This is a genomic window from Bdellovibrio sp. GT3, from assembly GCF_037996765.1.
GTDB lineage: Bacteria > Bdellovibrionota > Bdellovibrionia > Bdellovibrionales > Bdellovibrionaceae > Bdellovibrio.
The window spans coordinates 1,063,667-1,079,626 of sequence record NZ_JBBNAD010000004.1; the positions used below are offsets into that span (position 1 = coordinate 1,063,667).

The 15,960-nt window shown below is 44.7% G+C and carries 19 protein-coding genes; 5 read left to right on the forward strand and 14 right to left on the reverse strand.

Annotated features, from left to right (window positions below):
* The first annotated feature begins 64 nt into the window (after positions 1-64).
* Positions 65-808, forward strand: coding sequence for a substrate-binding periplasmic protein (locus AAAA73_RS06755; RefSeq protein ID WP_340597431.1), 744 nt, complete (start codon positions 65-67; stop codon positions 806-808).
* Between the two features lie 2 nt (positions 809-810).
* On the opposite strand, the gene AAAA73_RS06760 is transcribed toward AAAA73_RS06755, so the two are convergent.
* From AAAA73_RS06760 to AAAA73_RS06780, 5 genes are all read right to left on the reverse strand, one after another.
* Positions 811-1,992 carry an aminotransferase class V-fold PLP-dependent enzyme gene (locus AAAA73_RS06760; protein WP_340597432.1) on the reverse strand — a complete coding sequence of 394 codons (1,182 nt, stop codon included), beginning with the start codon at positions 1,990-1,992 and terminating at the stop codon, positions 811-813.
* Positions 1,993-1,994: 2 nt separating this feature from the next.
* Entirely contained in the window at positions 1,995-2,783 is a 789-nt protein-coding gene (locus tag AAAA73_RS06765; RefSeq protein WP_340597433.1) for an NADAR family protein, read from the reverse strand.
* A 218-nt stretch (positions 2,784-3,001) separates the two neighbouring features.
* A complete protein-coding gene (locus AAAA73_RS06770) occupies positions 3,002-3,784 on the reverse strand; it encodes a substrate-binding periplasmic protein (RefSeq protein WP_340597434.1) in 783 nt (260 codons plus the stop codon).
* 39 nt (positions 3,785-3,823) lie between these two features.
* Positions 3,824-4,816, reverse strand: a complete 993-nt coding sequence (locus tag AAAA73_RS06775) for a hypothetical protein (RefSeq protein ID WP_340597435.1) — start codon at positions 4,814-4,816, stop codon at positions 3,824-3,826.
* Positions 4,813-5,634, reverse strand: a complete 822-nt coding sequence (locus AAAA73_RS06780; RefSeq protein WP_340597436.1) for a TIGR02147 family protein — start codon at positions 5,632-5,634, stop codon at positions 4,813-4,815. The genes AAAA73_RS06775 and AAAA73_RS06780 overlap by 4 nt, the downstream gene beginning before the upstream one ends.
* Positions 5,635-5,916: 282 nt before the next feature.
* Here AAAA73_RS06780 and AAAA73_RS06785 point away from each other — a divergent pair, with 282 nt between their 5' ends.
* The gene (locus tag AAAA73_RS06785; RefSeq protein ID WP_340597437.1) at positions 5,917-6,402 is read left to right on the forward strand and encodes a hypothetical protein; all 486 of its coding nucleotides are present in this window, start codon (positions 5,917-5,919) and stop codon (positions 6,400-6,402) included.
* Here the strand turns inward: AAAA73_RS06785 and AAAA73_RS06790 are convergent.
* The 7 genes from AAAA73_RS06790 to AAAA73_RS06820 all read right to left on the reverse strand — a co-directional run bounded on the left by AAAA73_RS06790 (position 6,399) and on the right by AAAA73_RS06820 (position 10,569).
* A complete protein-coding gene (locus AAAA73_RS06790) occupies positions 6,399-6,593 on the reverse strand; it encodes a hypothetical protein (RefSeq protein ID WP_340597438.1) in 195 nt (64 codons plus the stop codon). The genes AAAA73_RS06785 and AAAA73_RS06790 overlap by 4 nt on opposite strands.
* Before the next feature lie 47 nt (positions 6,594-6,640).
* Positions 6,641-7,114: a hypothetical protein gene (locus tag AAAA73_RS06795; protein ID WP_340597439.1), complete on the reverse strand. Its 474-nt coding sequence runs from the start codon at positions 7,112-7,114 to the stop codon at positions 6,641-6,643.
* A 114-nt stretch (positions 7,115-7,228) separates the two neighbouring features.
* Entirely contained in the window at positions 7,229-7,993 is a 765-nt protein-coding gene (locus tag AAAA73_RS06800) for a tetratricopeptide repeat protein (RefSeq protein ID WP_340597440.1), read from the reverse strand.
* Between the two features lie 7 nt (positions 7,994-8,000).
* Positions 8,001-8,945: a hypothetical protein gene (locus AAAA73_RS06805; protein WP_340597441.1), complete on the reverse strand. Its 945-nt coding sequence runs from the start codon at positions 8,943-8,945 to the stop codon at positions 8,001-8,003.
* Positions 8,946-8,954: 9 nt separating this feature from the next.
* Positions 8,955-9,272 carry a KH domain-containing protein gene (locus AAAA73_RS06810; RefSeq protein WP_340597442.1) on the reverse strand — a complete coding sequence of 106 codons (318 nt, stop codon included), beginning with the start codon at positions 9,270-9,272 and terminating at the stop codon, positions 8,955-8,957.
* Entirely contained in the window at positions 9,269-10,126 is an 858-nt protein-coding gene (locus AAAA73_RS06815) for an alpha/beta hydrolase-fold protein (protein ID WP_340597444.1), read from the reverse strand. The genes AAAA73_RS06810 and AAAA73_RS06815 overlap by 4 nt, the downstream gene beginning before the upstream one ends.
* 44 nt (positions 10,127-10,170) lie before the next feature.
* The gene (locus tag AAAA73_RS06820) at positions 10,171-10,569 is read right to left on the reverse strand and encodes a hypothetical protein (RefSeq protein ID WP_340597445.1); all 399 of its coding nucleotides are present in this window, start codon (positions 10,567-10,569) and stop codon (positions 10,171-10,173) included.
* Between the two features lie 165 nt (positions 10,570-10,734).
* Between AAAA73_RS06820 and AAAA73_RS06825 the strand changes: the two genes are divergently transcribed.
* The 3 genes from AAAA73_RS06825 (at position 10,735) to AAAA73_RS06835 (ending at position 13,383) form a co-directional block, all read left to right on the forward strand.
* Positions 10,735-11,436 (forward strand): hypothetical protein, encoded by a 702-nt coding sequence (locus AAAA73_RS06825; protein WP_340597446.1) that lies wholly within the window; start codon positions 10,735-10,737, stop codon positions 11,434-11,436.
* A gap of 175 nt (positions 11,437-11,611) precedes the next feature.
* The gene (locus AAAA73_RS06830) at positions 11,612-12,244 is read left to right on the forward strand and encodes a hypothetical protein (protein ID WP_340597447.1); all 633 of its coding nucleotides are present in this window, start codon (positions 11,612-11,614) and stop codon (positions 12,242-12,244) included.
* Positions 12,241-13,383, forward strand: a complete 1,143-nt coding sequence (locus tag AAAA73_RS06835) for an RNA methyltransferase (protein ID WP_340597448.1) — start codon at positions 12,241-12,243, stop codon at positions 13,381-13,383. The genes AAAA73_RS06830 and AAAA73_RS06835 overlap by 4 nt, the downstream gene beginning before the upstream one ends.
* Here the strand turns inward: AAAA73_RS06835 and AAAA73_RS06840 are convergent.
* Entirely contained in the window at positions 13,366-13,959 is a 594-nt protein-coding gene (locus AAAA73_RS06840) for an RDD family protein (RefSeq protein WP_340597449.1), read from the reverse strand. The genes AAAA73_RS06835 and AAAA73_RS06840 overlap by 18 nt on opposite strands.
* A 7-nt stretch (positions 13,960-13,966) precedes the next feature.
* Positions 13,967-15,853: a hypothetical protein gene (locus tag AAAA73_RS06845; protein WP_340597450.1), complete on the reverse strand. Its 1,887-nt coding sequence runs from the start codon at positions 15,851-15,853 to the stop codon at positions 13,967-13,969.
* Positions 15,854-15,960: the final 107 nt, after the last annotated feature.

Consider the following 15,960-nt stretch of genomic DNA (forward strand, 5'->3'; position numbering starts at 1 on the left):
ATTTGGAACATATTGCGTTATGCCTAGAGCTTATGTTTGAAGTCCCATACAATCTTACTCAAGAATGAAACTCTCTTTTTGGGTCTATTTTTTTCTTTTCTCTGTAAATCAAGCTGCGTTCGGCGCAAGCCTGAGTGACTTGCGCGTGGCAATTCCAGCCGGACTAGCGCCGCCTTTATTGATGGAAAAAAATGGCAAAATGGAAGGTTTGATTGTCGATTATACCAATGCGATCGCGGAAAAACTGGGCCGAAAGGCGAGTTATAGTGTTGTCACCAGGTATCGTCTGGATGGTTATCTTTTAAGCGGGAAAGTGGATCTACTTTGCTACACCAGCAAGATCTGGGATGCCAATAGAGACTTTCTTGAATTCTCGAAAACCTTGTTTGTTAAGCGGGAGATTATTGTCGGGCCAGCACCACTTCCCAAAAAGCTGAACGGCTTTGAAGGACAGACCATCGGTACAATTCTTCAGTATGTGTATCCTTTGCTGGATCCGTATTTTGAATCCGGAAAAATGAAACGTGAAGATAATGTCAGTGAAGAGGCGAATTTAAAAAAACTTTTAAATGGTCGCATCCAATACCTGGTCACGGATCAGATTTTTCTGGATTACTTCCGTATGTTACATCCGAATATCAGTAAAAATCGCGAAGCTTTCTCTTTGCAGGAATATCCAATTCTCTGTTCTATCGGTCGCCAAAGCAGCGTTAAAAAGAAAGATCTGGATAAAGCCGTTGTCGAGCTTAAAGCATCTGGAAAAATGAAGTCCTTCTTTGATAAATACGGCGGAACTTATATCGAATGATCTTAAAAAGATTTTGCCAGGGTTTGAATGCCTGAATCCAGTTCTGTCTGGCTGTTGTGAATATGCGGCGTCAGTCTCATAACCGGTAAGCCAGGGACTTTGGGCAGGCCGACTTGCACTGAAGGATTCGATCCTTTCACCATAAGCCCATCAAACTCCAGGCCTTTAAAATCAGAAATCTTATAACAAAGCAGTCGGGCTGGTACTTCAGAATTGGTTGATTTTAGAGGTTTGAATCCTTTGTTAGAAAGACCTTCCTCAAGATATTTCATACGCATTGAAATCTGGGAGAATAGACTTTCTTTCCCATGCTTTTTCCAAAAATTGAAACAAGCTTCCAATCCATAGTAAGACGAAAAACTCTGTGAATGAGACCAAAGCATGCGCTCAGCAAAGGGATTTTGTGCAAACTTTTGCATGACTGGAGGTGTATTGGAATCCGTCGTCCAGGAACCATATAAGGGATAAGTTTTATCCTGATGAATTGGGTTCACCCAGCCGAAGGCAGTCCCTTTGGGGCCCATAAACCATTTATGTAGATTACCAGCATAGTAATCGACATCCTGAAGATCGGATTTAAAATCCAAATTCAAAATACCTGGTGCGTGAGCTCCATCAACCACCAATAAAACACCTTTTTTACGGCATTCTATCGCCAGCTCTTTAAGTGGAATTTCAATGCCATTGCCTGTGAATATATGGCTGATGGCAAAGACTTTGGTTTTATCAGTAAACTCTTTTGTAAGAACCCTTACAGCCTCTCTAACTGAGATATCCTGATATAATTCATCTGGCTGGATAAAACGCAGCGAAAGGTCGTCTTGCTGAGCCTTATACTTCAAGATATTCACGACGGCACCGTACTCAAAGGTCGTCGTCAGAATTTCAGATCCGACGGGGAGTCTAAGCCCCATGATAATTTCATTTAAAGCGAGGGTGACATTGGGTCTTAGAAAAATATCTGAAGCATCCGCATTTAAGAACGCTCCCAAATGCTCCTGAATAGCCCATAAACGCGCCCATGAATCACCAAGGCTAAGTGATGTGTTCATTTCAAAACGTTCTAATTCGGCCTTTTGGTGATCAATAACGCTGGAAGGACAAAGCCCCAGGGTTCCGTTGTTTAAATTGATAAAGCGGGTGTCTTTGTATTTCTCAAACTCACCTGCAAAACTATGAAACATAATTACTTATTCAAACCTTTGCAGGTTTTCAAAGAAAGATCTTCATTGGTTTCAAGGTTTAGCTGGTTTTCTTGAATCAGCTTACGAACATCCATCCATAGCAAATTATAATGCCATTCACGAGGTGCTTTGTCGGATATACCATGGTCTGGGATCAGTTTTAGATCCTTGGTGGCCAATAGAGTTTTTAAAACCTCTGGGTTTTGACGGATTTTTTCAATCAATACATCCCAGATCAATTGATAATGTTCCTGGGGTTCTTTTGTAGCAAATGGAATTACTTTGCCTTCAAAGGTCACCCAATTCGCATCATTTTTATCCATCAGAAAGTTTGCATAATTTCCTGCGGATTTTGCGGCATATCCATTGAATTGAGATACTTGCTCACGCGTATATTTCCAGTTTTTAGCCCAAGCCCAGCGCGGATCATCTTGGCCTTCAGGATATTTCATCATCTGCCAGAAAGCTTCCACCGTGGGATAACAAACCCCACGGAATACAAACGAAGCTTCAGCGAAATTCGACAAAATACCCAGCTCATTTCGTTTGCTTAAAACAACCTCCATAAAGCCTGCATCTTGAGGCAATATTTCCCAGGTTTTTCCATCCTTTTTAGGTACTGGTTTCCACCAGTGCGCCGGATAGCCGGATTGCCATGAATTATCAGGTTTTTGAGCCTCATTTAGGGGGGTATTTTCGGGGTTCTTTGGGGTTTCATTTTTAGGTGTGCAGGCAGCTAAGATAAACCCAGCAAAAAGAGCAAGAATCAGCGAAAAGGCAGCCTTAACCATAGAAACTCCCAATAAAGGACCCACAAAGCAGGTCTAGAACATTGGGGGAAAGCCTAACAGAGCCTTGATTCAGAAGACAAATCTGAAAGAATCAATGAAGCGGGCTATTAAATCAAAGATATGCCAGATCAAATATATAGCTTTTAAACGACTAAATCAGCCTCAATTCAAATACACACTATAACTCTATGTTACATAATATAACTTATCAGAAATCTTTATAAGACCTTACCGCCATGAAGTTTCAGGTATTCTTCCGAATTCTTCCTTAGCAAATCCCCCAAGGTTAATTTTGAAATCGTTAGTTTAAGCTGCTGTTCAATGCGTGCTTTGTCTTTCACAAGTGGACTTTTCCTAGAGATCGCAAAGTAAAAATCAGATGAATAAACTTCTGGTTGAAGCATTTCAATTTCGTCTGATAGTCCTGATTCTTTGATAACAATGTCGCCAACAAAATTACTATAAATAACCGTATCAATGCGGCCTTTTGCCAGCATCAGAAACAATTGATTGATCGCTTTCACCCGTTCGATTTTGATATCTTTTTTATTGGAGTTTAAAAACTGTTCAAAGCTTTCCTGATATCTATCACCAATCAGAATTCCCAGGGATCTGCCTTTTAATGAGCTCCATGATTCAAATTTAAAAGCATTGCCTTTTTTAACGTAGACAACGGCTTTGTTTTCAATCAAAGGCAACATGATGAAATCCAGATATTTCGCACGAACTTCGTTTTTATAGATGCCGGCAATCGCATCAATATCGCCTTTTTCAGCGCTTTTCTGAACTCGTGCCCATGGACCGACATACTCCAAGGTGGCTGTAATATTTAAACTTTTGAATGTTTCCATGATGATATCCGGAAACACACCAGCAATCGTGTCGCCTTTTTTAAACATCAATGGCGGAAATTCGGGATGTCCTGATATTTTGAAATTATCTTTGCCCTGAACAGGCAACTGAAACAGAACTATGAGGCAAACCAACCATACATACTGCATTTAGGAAGTATTGGTTAGATTTGCGTTCTTAGCAACTTTTTATAAAGGATCCAAATCCAATTGGCTTTTTGATTCGCAACCAAGACGGGCTTTTGTGGACTCACCTTTTAATAAAAGTTGAACGCGTTTCATCGAGTTGAACATCGGAACAGTTTCCGGGATCTCTGAAATCGCGCTGAATTTGCTCTGCATATCTTTAATCTGCAAACGCACCGGACTGCCATCAATGGTGTTAATATCCACAAAGAACTTAAATCCGTGAATCACCATGTAGAACTCAGGAACTTCCAAATCCGGAGTCCAGCTATAAGTGTATTCATCGTTAATGCTCAGGGTGCAAGTCACCTGAACGTTGAACAATGCCGGTCCATTGTTAAAACCAAAGATTCCTTGTTGCTTTCGAGCTGTGTTGTTCAACACCTCATCAACTTGGCGATTCAATTCAAAGTCAGACAGACCTGAATACATCAAACCAATGATTTGGCGGGTTCTATAGGAGCTGCCATCACCAAAGGTTTTACGAAGTGCAAAATACATCTGCTCGTGCAGCATAATTGCCGCTTTTTGATAGGATGAAAATACCGGCAGATTCCAGACTCTATTTGAATACGTCACATCCCCGTCTGTCGCATCGGCCAACTGGACGTAGGACACCAAGCCACCTGGGCAACTTGAAACCGGTGGTTTATAACGAAGCTCGGCATCTGGAATGTAGCTCAGTGGGTAATCCACGCCGCGCATTTTAAACTTCAAATCCAGAGGATTACTTTTCATAATGGCAGAAAGAGCTGGCAGGACTCTGTGGATGTAATCATGCTGTTCCTGAAGCAGGTCCCAGACATTACCCGTTTTTTCGACAAGTTTTCCCGGGTTGTAGAATTCAACCTTCGTCAAATCAGCGGCTTTAATCCAACGGACTTCGCCGGTTTTGGAATTTCGGCAAGCCCATCCGCCACCGCCGTTATTTACTCTAGGTGCAGACCACGCAGCGGAAGTGAAAAGTGTTGCGATTAGAATCAAAACTAATTTCATAGAAGATCCCTTTTTGCATTCTTGGTCAAAGAGAAGAACTGCAGATTGATCTGATAAACTTCTTCGCCTGGGTTTTTCTCGATATCACGAATGAACTGATCCATAAATAGACGCAGACGTTTTTTCGCTTTCGGAATATCCGCTTTTAATATTGGAATGGAGGCATTCTGAAATTCGATTTCCTCGGTTGCCTGCGATGACAGGGCCAGGCCCGCAAGATAATTTTGCTGGCGATGGTTCTCACGAACAGCCTGGGAAGGGATATCATGGGGAGTCTGGATATCTCCATCATTCATAACGACGTACTTGCCGTTTTCTTTGACGATAAAACCCAGCTTGATCAGGCGATGGAAAGATTCTTTGGCAATTTCATGGGGGATCCCCAATCGCTCCCCGATCCATTTCCCGGTCCCTTTAAAGTCTTTGGTATTTAATAGAGCCAAGATGGCAAAGTGATGCCACTCAGCCACGGCTTTAAAGCTGTCCTGGGAAATGACGGATTTGGTATTGCGCTGAACCTTTAGAATACGTGCGCGCAATTGCTGACCACTGCGGGAGCTTTCATGCAATTGATCCCGGGCCACCAAACGCATCAAATGAGCTTCTTCTTCGGGGGACATATCCAGAATCTGACTGATCTTGCTTGCCGCACCGATTGAAAGAGTCTTTTGTGAGTTCATCACACGGGACAGATAAGAATGGCTGATACCCGCAATACGCGCAAAGCTGCGCAAGCTAAGGTTTCGATGCGCGACCTTGCTGGCAAACAAGTCTTTAAGGAAAGTTTGATAGTCCTGGTATTCTAATGGTGAAATCATGTGGACTATATAGCGAAGCCTGACTTCAATGTCCACCGGGGTGTTGTCCACAGATAACCATTACTTGAGATGTCTTGAATTTACTGAATCTTTCCCTGTGTTTACTATTAGAAAACCTATAAAATCTACCTGAAATCCTCCTGAATCGGGGAATTTTACCTGATAGTGGTGTCCAGTGGTCACCATGACATCCTTTTAAGAGGATCTTGTGGAAAACCTGCTTTATACGATTCAAGTCTGTTTGAAATTTTAATAAAGAACCTAAATATAAAGGAGACTTCAATGTTTACGAAAATTTTGACTACTGCCGCAACTCTGGTTGGTTTTTCTTCCGTATCTTACGCTGGTGCCGCAAATGCTCTTCTAGAGTGCGTGTCTGACTCCGGCAAAACAAAACTTGTTGCGGATATCCCAGGGGACTATAGTTCTGCAGCCGTTTCCATCAATGTCGAAGGCAAAGAACTGCACTGGATCAACTCTGCGCGTGAAGGTGAAATCATCTACTCCAAACCTCAGGAACAATATCCAAACTACGAACTGGCGACCATTTCAAGTGTTGTTTCCATCTCTCGTAAAGTGGCGACATTGCAGGTTGTGGACAAGAAATACGAATTCAATAAAATCACTTTGATCGCTTACCCTGAAACAATTAAAGGGAAAACAGCGGATGCTACTTTCCGTGCAACTCTATCAACAAAAGATCCACGCGCTGAGAACAAATATCTTTATGATGTTCCAGTGACTTGCAAATACGGCTATTCTATTTAGTGTTTGCCGCCAGCTTCCTTCATTTTTCTGACTACGATCTGGATCGTTTCAGAGTCAATCCGGGCTTTTTTCATTAAGGAAACGGCCCGGCCAAAATCATCAGAATCCAGTGCCTCAAAGAAATCATCCAGTTTACCGATAGCTGCGATTTGCTCTAAAACTTCAGTACCTTCAAAGTCGGCTTCATCCATGATTCACCCCGCATGGAGATTTTAGCGAACAGTGATATAGACTGCAATCAGTTTACAGAAAGAAGAATGTGGTTGTTTGCGATCACAATCTGCGTGATAGGATTTACCAATTCAAGATGAACATGGGGTTTCCCCGGGGCATGGTTGCCAAGCACGGAATTGTTATCAATGCGAAAACGACGTTTGCCATCGGCACTGACAAAAACGCCGCTGCCGGCTTTGCCAATTTGCTTATAGCCATCCCCCATCCATCGCTCCCCCATAGCCAAGGCTTCGGTCTGATTGACAGTGTAGCGACTGGTGATGTTTCCCTGACCTTCAATAGTCTCAATGATCACGGAATCGATCAGCTGGTGGTCGATCTTTTCATTCAGGAACAGGGATGAGATTGGGGCGGTCTTTTGCTCAAATACACTCGTACAGGCAAGGTGCGGGGATGCCGCCGCATCCACAACGGCAAGGACAGTCAGGACAAAGGCGGCAATAAGTGAATTTTTAAACAGTTTACGTGCGAAATCCATCAGGGCAGGTCTTGCGAAATCCAGACCGCCTTGAGATCAAATATGAAGGTCCTCAAGGGCTTTCAGGGCTCAAAACTATCGACAGGGGCCGTTTTTCGCGGGCCTACAGGGAAGTTATTGGTAGTGATAAAGCCGTGCCTTGATCTCGGAGATGCGCTCTTCAACAAAGGCCGTGGGATCTGGTTGGGGCACTGGAGCCCCTGAAGTCAATTCCGCCAGGGCTTGCTCATAGTAAGGTTGCGCTTCAGCGTATTTTCGCAAGTCATAGTAGGTATTGGCGATATTCAGTGCAGGGGCTTTTTTTAAACCAGGATTATGTTTCGATTTCTCTTCAAGGTCCAAATACAAATCCAGAGATTTATTTAAATCCCCCAGATAATTGTAATATGCGGCCTCTTGAAACTTCTGTTCCTCCTGAGGATAGAAGTCCGCGATCATATTTAGAACAACATCTTTGTATTTATCTTTAAGTTCCGGATTTCTAAGTTTGGATCTTAAAAAGGAAATAAGGTTGTCGTTGGCGCGCGTGTTTCCGGCCGACTTAAAGTCCTGATACATTTTCACAGGGTCATCCGCTAATACACAAGCTTCGCCCTGAAAACATCTTGAAACCAGGCTTTCAAAGTTACCGGCATTCAACTCCAGCACTTTGTCTTCCGGCTTGGGAGCATCCAAAAGCTTTACCTGATCCGTTCCTGTGGATAGTTGCACGCGATTGAGCATGTTTTCCGGAATAACCGGAGGCTTCATCTCCCCGACCTCACCTCCAGCCTCAATATCAGTGTCTGTCTTCTTGGGATAGAAAATAACAAACACAACGATAAGGATGACTAATACAATCAGGATCGCCAGGGCTTTTTTATTTTTGAATATTTCCATACAAACCTTACTGAAGTTTCTCTAACTGATTTTGTTTTTCCTGCAACAGTTCACGTATAGATCGAATCACGTCTTCCTGGCCTTGTAAATTTCTTTCAGCCTGTTGCACCTGAGATTGCGCCGACATTTGGGTAAGACGATTTTGCCGATAGGAGTACTCCAAACGTTGGATATCCTCGCGCAGGGAGCCAATCTCTTCCTGAATCTCCTCTCGCGCCGCTGAATTATCACTGGCTGCCTGTCGGGCCTGTTGCTGCATTTGCTGTGACTGCTCCAGGGCTTGCGCTGCCAATTGAAGTTTTTGAACTTTCATGTCCTGCAGAGCCTGTAGCTGTTGCTCAAGTACCGACTGGATCTCCTGGACTTTTTGATCCCGCAGATTCAGGTAATTGTAATTCGACTTCCAATATTCCAGATCCTCCTGGGTTTTCTTAACCAGGCCTTCCTGTTGTAAAATGTTTTGATCCATTTGCTCGGAGTAATAGCGCAGGGACACACTCTGTGCACTGAGGGCCTGTTGGATCTCCTGCTGAAGCCCGCCTTGAGTCATCTGGTCGTTATCAAGGGTTTCATTTAAAGATTGAATTTCCTGGTAGGCCTGACTGACCTGATTTCTATAATTGAGCTCAATGCGATCGGGATTACTTCGCTGTCGCAATTGATCAAGGTATTGCTTTTGGGTATCGAGCTTTTGATTCTCCTGCAGGAGCTGCTCAGAAAGGGCCTGCATCTCTTGTTGCAGCTGAGTCTTTTTAAGTGCATTTTCCGGTGCATTGGCTAGAGACGGATCTGCGACTGCCGCTGTCCGCCTCTTGATTAGTTTTTCGGTATCATCCTTGGATTCAGTTACGAGCGCCTGTGTTTTCTTTAGTTCCTTGCCGAACTTGGTAAACCAAATACCAAATCCGACAACAATCAGGACCACCAAAATAAACAACGAGTTTTTCGTCATCAATCCCGCCTATACCGGAATCTCCACAATCGAGCGAATTCCGTTTCGAGCTGTCATCGCATGCACCACGGCACGAAGGCCCATGATCGTTTTACCTTGGGCTCCAATAACCTGTCCCAGGTTGTCCTTGGCGCAATTCACCCGGTACACCGTGGTCTTTGGACCTACATAGGTTGTGACGGTGACGGTGTCTGGCTGATCCACCAGAAAACGCACCATTTTTTCAATTAAAACGCGAATCTCCTCGCGATATTCATCCGCATTGACGTCATCGCCCTTGATGCGATTTTCATCCTTGAAACCTTTGTAAGGCTCAAAATCATTCATGGTGAAACTCCTCTAATGAAATCAGAAACCCCGTGGCGGTCAAAACTGCAGTGAAAGCCATGGACCGGAGCTGAGTGCGCCTGGAATCCCAATTTTTGTGCTGTGTTTACGAAAAGCTGTGATCCTTCTTGAAATCCGAAATTATCTCCCCGACCCGTTGATACATAATAAGAAGGTTTCAACATTCCCATCGGGTATCGCTCCGGAAGTTTCAAAGCACTATGAACATCCCAGTCGTTGGCATCGCTGATGTACTGTCTGGAAATTCCAATCAAAGAATCCACCAGCAGAGTTTCCGCCCGGGTGCGCTTGATATAATCACGGATTTCCTGAGGGGCGGAATAAGGGCCTACAACTGTGACGGCAGGACAAAGTAAAACGACCCGCTCAAAATAACCCGGAAGTCGCAGGCTGGCCTGGACCGCATTAAAGCCACCCATGGATTGACCGATCAACATTCTCCGGCCTTGGCGAAGTCCGCCCAGCTGATCCTCTAAATAGGGTAAAATCTGATCGCGAAATAGTGATAAATACTGGTGCTTTTGATTTTCAACCATCATCCACACGCGACCAAAGGATATCGTAACCACCGTGGGTTCGTAACCATCGCTCATCCATTTGCGCGCAATGGATCTGGTGTCATTCTTATTGAACCAGGATTTTTCTGTCGCAGAAATGCCGTGAAAGAAATAGACGATGTCCTGATTGCGACTGCGATCAACATTGTTAACACAAAATTTCACATTGGTGCCGCTGAATACTTTAGAAGAGCAATGGGCTTCCAGGACACCCGCAAATGATGTCCTTAGGGAAAATAGCGAAAACAACGCCACAATTAGCGCAAGTCCTCTCACGGTTGCCTCCATTTCGGATAGGCTCCTCTATGAGAATCTTGAAATCAATTTGCAATGTCGAAATCTTCACGAACTCTGTGTTTAGACACGAGAGTTTGCTCACCCGTATTCAGGCAACGCAGATAAAAATGATTGTACCCAGTGTTGGTGATCACAAAACGACTTGGGTTCTTTGGTGAAATCTTTTTCGCAAGGACAGACCCCACATCCAGAGTCTCGTACTTCTTCAGCAGCTTTTGCGAAACATGCGAGCGATAGATATGTAACGCCACCGCTGAAGCTAAAAACGCAAATGCTGTTGATCCACATACGGCCCAATGAAATTTTCTTTCCAGCAATAAAGTAAAAGAAACCGGAGCCAGAACCGAGACCAAAACGATAGCTCCAGTCAGGCGGCGTTCCTGTTTTTGATACTTTTTAAATTCGTCGGAAAATGAAGACATCGGCAAACCCTCTCGATGGGAGACTCCTATAAAACCACGAAAGGTTAATGAACATCGAGTCCAGAATTGGTTAAAGTTTTGTTGAAGAAATGTTTTGCCGCTGCGTTTCCGTTACTGACAGCTTCTTTGCGCTGATGTTTGCTTAAGGAACTCAGTGAGGTTTTTATGCAACTTTTGCTTTCGCTCCTATTTGCGACCCCGGTTTTTGCTTCCAACCATATTCAGGATAGTCAAACCTGCCCGGATCTGGTTGAGCGCGGTGGATCCATCCAAGTCCAGGTTCGTCCTACAGATAAAGGCAATTGTTTCCTTTCTGTTGGCAACTACAAACTAAACACAATGTTTTATCGTAATTACCTTTTTGCAGCCGATGGCAACCTAATGGTTTTCAATTCCTTCGGATCCGGTCCCATTTCTGAAACGACAGGGGCTCGTGAGTTTTATTTCTTCCCACGTCGTTCCAAGTACCCGACATTCACATGGAATGAGGAGCAACGTCAGCTTGTGGTGACCTCCACAACGGGTGATGAATATTACTTCGACTATGAAACAGCTGAATTGAAGGGATCAAATAAGGCCGTCACTCAAGTCGCAGCCGAAATTTCAAAAACCAATGGCGGTGGCGTTGAAATCAAAAAATACAAAGGTCTGGTCTTCGATGCCGGTTTTAAAATGGGTGCAGCACCTACCAGCAACCCAAAAGCAAAGGGCACCTTCACTGATGAAACTGGCAGAACCTGCTCAATCAATATTGGCGATATCTTTAGTTATACTGAAGATATGGATCCTTACGTGAAGTACACCGATAAGAATCTGGCAAAGTTTTTAAAGAGCAAATGCTCGAAATTAAAATTCCCGACACTTTAAAAAATCAGAATCAGAAGGGGAGTCTAACCACTCCCCTTCTGATTTTTCTGGACTCCCCTGCATAAATTAGGACCAAATCTTCATGTGGTTTCTTAAGACCCAGACCACACCTCAAGTAACTTCGAAGGTTCTTTTGACAGTAAAAACCTATAGGTTTGAAATTGCAGGAGGTTTTGTGCGCGCATTTCATTGGATTACCAGCATGTTGTTATTAAGTTCATGTACGACGATGACGAATCAAATTCCTGAGATGACCTACACGGATCAGATCTACACCCCAGCCTCTTTCATTCCACATACGGGCGATGGGCCATTTAAAAACTATCTGGCATTCAACCTAAGCCATGACGGCTACAAGCCGATCCTGGAACAACTGGAAGGCCTGTTAAAAACAACCCTAAAAAGTCGCGGCGAATCCCACATCACGGTTGTAACGCCGGTTGAATTCGACAAAGTTCTTAGTCGCCGTCTGAAAATGCAGGATATCCATGCCCTTGCTGAAAGCATGCAGCTGCAAAAAAGCCCTTACCATCCCCTGTGTCTGGGGCAAGGTCGCATGAATCTGAATGGAAAAGAGGAAAGCACGTATTTCGTGGTGGTGGAGTCTGAAGCCCTTTTCAAGATCCGCAAAGCGATTGAGGAGCTTTATATCCGTAAAGGTGGGAAATCTGGTGAATTTAAAGCGGAATTGTTTTTCCCGCACGTGACCTTGGGGTATACTGAGCGCGACTTACACTATGAAGATGGCGTTATTAAAGATGCTGCCAGCTGCGTATACAAAATGGAGCCCGGTCCCCGTTCTAAATGATTTCAACTGACCCACAAACTCTAATCCCATGCCCCTATGAAAAGACCTGCTCTGGTTGCCAGTTGCTGGATATTCCCTATGGTGATCAGATAAAGAAAAAAACCAGTGAACTGAGTCAGCTTTTAAAAGAGCACGGCATCCATACACCTTCCCAGATCGACTTTCTGTCGGCCGGTGCCGCTTACTTACGGGACCGCCTGGATTTCAGCCTTCAAGAGGGCCGCCTGGGTCTTTATGGCAAAAACTCCCGGGAGATCGTGGATATTGAAGTGTGCGCACAGCTTTCGCCAGAACTTCAAAAATGGTACACAGAGTTTCGCAAAATCAAATGGCCCTTTACCAAGGGATCCATCCGCCTGCGCGTCGGCCCTGATGGCAAACGAGGTGCGTGGCTGGATTTTGCCAATATCGACATCAAAGCTCTTTTGGACGAGCAGTCGATTCTTAAATCATTACTAGAACAGGCCTTTGTTGAAATCGGTCAGCGTCGCAAAGTTCCCGTGTGGACCGGCAATGAGTTTAAACTTAAAGATCCCGAGCTAAATACTTGGTTTACGACGTGGATTCAGGATGCTCCAGTGCCTCTTTACTGCCACATCGCAAGTTTCACCCAGCCAAGCCTTAAAGCAAACACGCTGATTGCTGATAAGATCTCCACATGGGTGGGGCAATATCCCGATGCCAGAATCATTGAATTCGGCTCCGGCATTGGCAATCTGACGATACCAGCACTTGCAACGGCGAAATCTGTTTTGGCTTGTGAAATCGATGCACTTTCTTTGGAGGGGCTTGAGAAAACAGTTCTTATGTTACCTTCCAATTTGAAAGATCAAGCTGCGAAATTAACAATCTATCGTGGTGATTTTCAAAAGAAGATCCTGCAGGATTTCTCTCAGTTCGATGGAGTCTTGGCAAATCCACCCCGTTCGGGCTTGATGGGATTTTTAAACCCTTTGGAATCATTGCAGCCGCAGCAAAGGCCGCCGTTTTTTATCTACATGTCATGCTTTCCAGAGTCGATGGCGAAGGACATGCAACGCCTGCAGTCTTATGGATATGAATTAACGGAAATAGCGATCCTGGATCAATTCCCACAGACCAACCACTACGAGGTCTTAGGTTTACTTCAAAGAAAATAGGCGAAGCCCGCAAAGCTTACCCGGCAGATCGCCACCCAGAATCAATGACAAGGCCGGCAAGACTACAACACCCGTAAGCACAATTAAAGACGTGCGCACAAAGACCCGCAGAATGTAGCGGGATTCCAAGCGTTCATGGGGCTGACCCAATCGGATATTACAAGCCCATTCCCCAATGCTGGAACCCATGAAGGCCCGCATGGAGATCAGATAAAGTCCGCTACTTAAGGCGAAGATTTCAGCGATAAGTAAAAATTGAGAATCAGAATGAAAGAGCAGCTTTAACACCGATCCCGCAGAGGTTTTCATCAACAATGAAAACACAATCAGGAAAGCGCAGCTGATAGCAATTAAAACCAGGAAATCCACAAATGAAGCCAGCAGTGACCACAAAGCCAGGCGATACCCTTTGCGCTTGCGTGAGGGCCCACCTTGAAATCCCGTGCCGACAAAACCCAAATCCTTGGAGGACTTAAAAACGTCTTTCGACGGACCCCTTAAAGGCACAGGGGCTTCTCGTTTCCGAGGAGCCCGCTGTGGATTTTCTTGTTTGTCGATTTCGTGATTAAAAGTCATGTGACTTCTAGCGAACGCCGCCGTTGATCACAGTTCCTTCGGTCGTTCCACCTTCAGAAGGAGGAGGCTCCGGAAGTACGATCGTTGGCGGAGTACAGACTCCGTTGACCAGAGTATTCGGAGAATCACACGTTGGATCCACCGGATTCGGCTCTGGAACTTCAATCACAGTGCCCGGAGTCGTCGCAGTTGCCGTCGGAGAAGGCGTCGGTACTGGAGTCTCTACCGGAGTTTCGTAGACTGGATCTTTGTGTTTTTTCTTCTTATCTTTTTTCAACAACAGAAGACCCGCAAGAAGAAGTGTTAAACCAACACCCAGACCGATATAAAGGCCTTTCTTCTTACACCAGCTCCACTCAGAGCATTCTTCTTCTTTCGCTACTTTTTCACCTGCACCAGCAGCTCCGACCGCAGCCGCACACACTTTAGGGTGATCACTGTCGCCTGAATCAGTTGGAGGAGCATTCGTGGATTCACAAACACACTCGCCACCAGCATTCATTTTAGTGCCAGCAACCTGCTTCGCACAGTTGTCTTCTTTGATAGGCGGAGGAGCGATTGTGATTGGAGGACCTTGATCAACCAATGCTGCCAAACCGAAGTAACGATCTCTTAGAGCGTCACAAGCTTGCGCCTGGTCTCCCTTAATGTCTGAACGAGTCACCCATGAAGCTTTGTCTTCAGGCGTTTTCACTGAACCACTTGTACAGAAGTCAGCTGCATTCGAGTAATGCTGTCTTAAGCCATCAGTGTAATTATCAAGAGCATCCAAGCACGATTGTGAAACCGTGGATTCGCCATTCAGCTTACAAAGAGAGCCGTCTTTGCCTTTAGCCGCGACGATAGATTGGATGATTTTTTCTTTACCAGCAGTCGACAACGGAGCTCTCTCGTTACATTGACGAGTAGCCGTTTTAACTGATTTCGTAATACAATGAGGAGTACCATTGTTGTCTTCGAAACCGAAGATCATCGGATTACATGGCAAGCCACCAGAGTTTGCACAGCTCTCAACTTTAGCTTTGATCGTGTCATTAAATGGAAGCTTACCTGCCTCCGCGATCAACGTATCACGTCCCAAGCTGGCACGAGCACATGAGTTTTGGTGATAAGATGCAATCCAGCCTGAAGCCACACATGGGCCCGTCGCTGCGTTTGCCTCCGGGATCATCAAGCCCCATACATACTGCGTTGGATCCTCAAAATTCAGGATCTCATTCATCGCGCCTTTTTTACCACCGGATGTGAAAACTTTGTCTGCAGCCTCGGAAGCCGCTCTCATACGAAGCATGTAGTCCACTTGCGCACGCAGAGTTGGAAGTTTCGCGATCTCGCGGCCCTTCAAGAATCTTTTTTGTGTTGTGAATTTTGAAGTCTTCACAGACTTTTCAACTGGAACCTGCAATGACTTTTTGATCATTGGATCTTTTGAAAGCTTAGCTACCAGATGATCCAAGTTCTTATATTTGCGAACGTCTTTTTCAGACAGGTACACAGAATTGATTTTAACAAAGCGATCTTCATCACCTGTGAAAGTCAAAGTCATGGTCTTGCCATCATTCATCAACAAGTTCAGACGAATCTGTTCCTGACCATCAGGACCTTTGAAGCTGGTCGCATCAACCTTTGGCATTGGTTCGTTACCATTAAGGCGAACCCATTGATCCAATTGGCTTTGCGATTGTTTCGGGAATACGTGACGAACACGTTGCCAGAATTGACCGACAGTTTGTTTTTGAGTGGAGATTTTCGTCTCTTTCAAAAACTGGTTAACCAATTGCTTTTGATTGGCCGCTGCTGCACCTTGTGCGACGGGAGCTATACAAAATGTAAATACAGACAAGCTCGCTGCAAATGTTTTGATGGCTGACATCGGCTTCAATTTCAATCTCATAACGACCTCATAGTTGTGGTTCTTTTCGGTACATCACGGTAAATACTTAACAAGAACCTAGGCTTACCGACCAAAGTCCTCGATTTTATGCTAAACACGCTTTGTAT

What these genes read in the sequence shown, in the direction of transcription:
- AAAA73_RS06755 (WP_340597431.1), top strand. Translation starts at nt 65, where the DNA reads ATGAAACTCTCTTTTTGGGTCTATTTTTTTCTTTTCTCTGTAAATCAA.
- AAAA73_RS06760 (WP_340597432.1), bottom strand. Translation starts at nt 1,992, where the DNA reads ATGTTTCATAGTTTTGCAGGTGAGTTTGAGAAATACAAAGACACCCGC.
- AAAA73_RS06765 (WP_340597433.1), bottom strand. Translation starts at nt 2,783, where the DNA reads ATGGTTAAGGCTGCCTTTTCGCTGATTCTTGCTCTTTTTGCTGGGTTT.
- AAAA73_RS06770 (WP_340597434.1), bottom strand. Translation starts at nt 3,784, where the DNA reads ATGCAGTATGTATGGTTGGTTTGCCTCATAGTTCTGTTTCAGTTGCCT.
- AAAA73_RS06775 (WP_340597435.1), bottom strand. Translation starts at nt 4,816, where the DNA reads ATGAAATTAGTTTTGATTCTAATCGCAACACTTTTCACTTCCGCTGCG.
- AAAA73_RS06780 (WP_340597436.1), bottom strand. Translation starts at nt 5,634, where the DNA reads ATGATTTCACCATTAGAATACCAGGACTATCAAACTTTCCTTAAAGAC.
- AAAA73_RS06785 (WP_340597437.1), top strand. Translation starts at nt 5,917, where the DNA reads ATGTTTACGAAAATTTTGACTACTGCCGCAACTCTGGTTGGTTTTTCT.
- AAAA73_RS06790 (WP_340597438.1), bottom strand. Translation starts at nt 6,593, where the DNA reads ATGGATGAAGCCGACTTTGAAGGTACTGAAGTTTTAGAGCAAATCGCA.
- AAAA73_RS06795 (WP_340597439.1), bottom strand. Translation starts at nt 7,114, where the DNA reads ATGGATTTCGCACGTAAACTGTTTAAAAATTCACTTATTGCCGCCTTT.
- AAAA73_RS06800 (WP_340597440.1), bottom strand. Translation starts at nt 7,993, where the DNA reads ATGGAAATATTCAAAAATAAAAAAGCCCTGGCGATCCTGATTGTATTA.
- AAAA73_RS06805 (WP_340597441.1), bottom strand. Translation starts at nt 8,945, where the DNA reads ATGACGAAAAACTCGTTGTTTATTTTGGTGGTCCTGATTGTTGTCGGA.
- AAAA73_RS06810 (WP_340597442.1), bottom strand. Translation starts at nt 9,272, where the DNA reads ATGAATGATTTTGAGCCTTACAAAGGTTTCAAGGATGAAAATCGCATC.
- AAAA73_RS06820 (WP_340597445.1), bottom strand. Translation starts at nt 10,569, where the DNA reads ATGTCTTCATTTTCCGACGAATTTAAAAAGTATCAAAAACAGGAACGC.
- AAAA73_RS06825 (WP_340597446.1), top strand. Translation starts at nt 10,735, where the DNA reads ATGCAACTTTTGCTTTCGCTCCTATTTGCGACCCCGGTTTTTGCTTCC.
- AAAA73_RS06835 (WP_340597448.1), top strand. Translation starts at nt 12,241, where the DNA reads ATGATTTCAACTGACCCACAAACTCTAATCCCATGCCCCTATGAAAAG.
- AAAA73_RS06840 (WP_340597449.1), bottom strand. Translation starts at nt 13,959, where the DNA reads ATGACTTTTAATCACGAAATCGACAAACAAGAAAATCCACAGCGGGCT.
- AAAA73_RS06845 (WP_340597450.1), bottom strand. Translation starts at nt 15,853, where the DNA reads ATGAGATTGAAATTGAAGCCGATGTCAGCCATCAAAACATTTGCAGCG.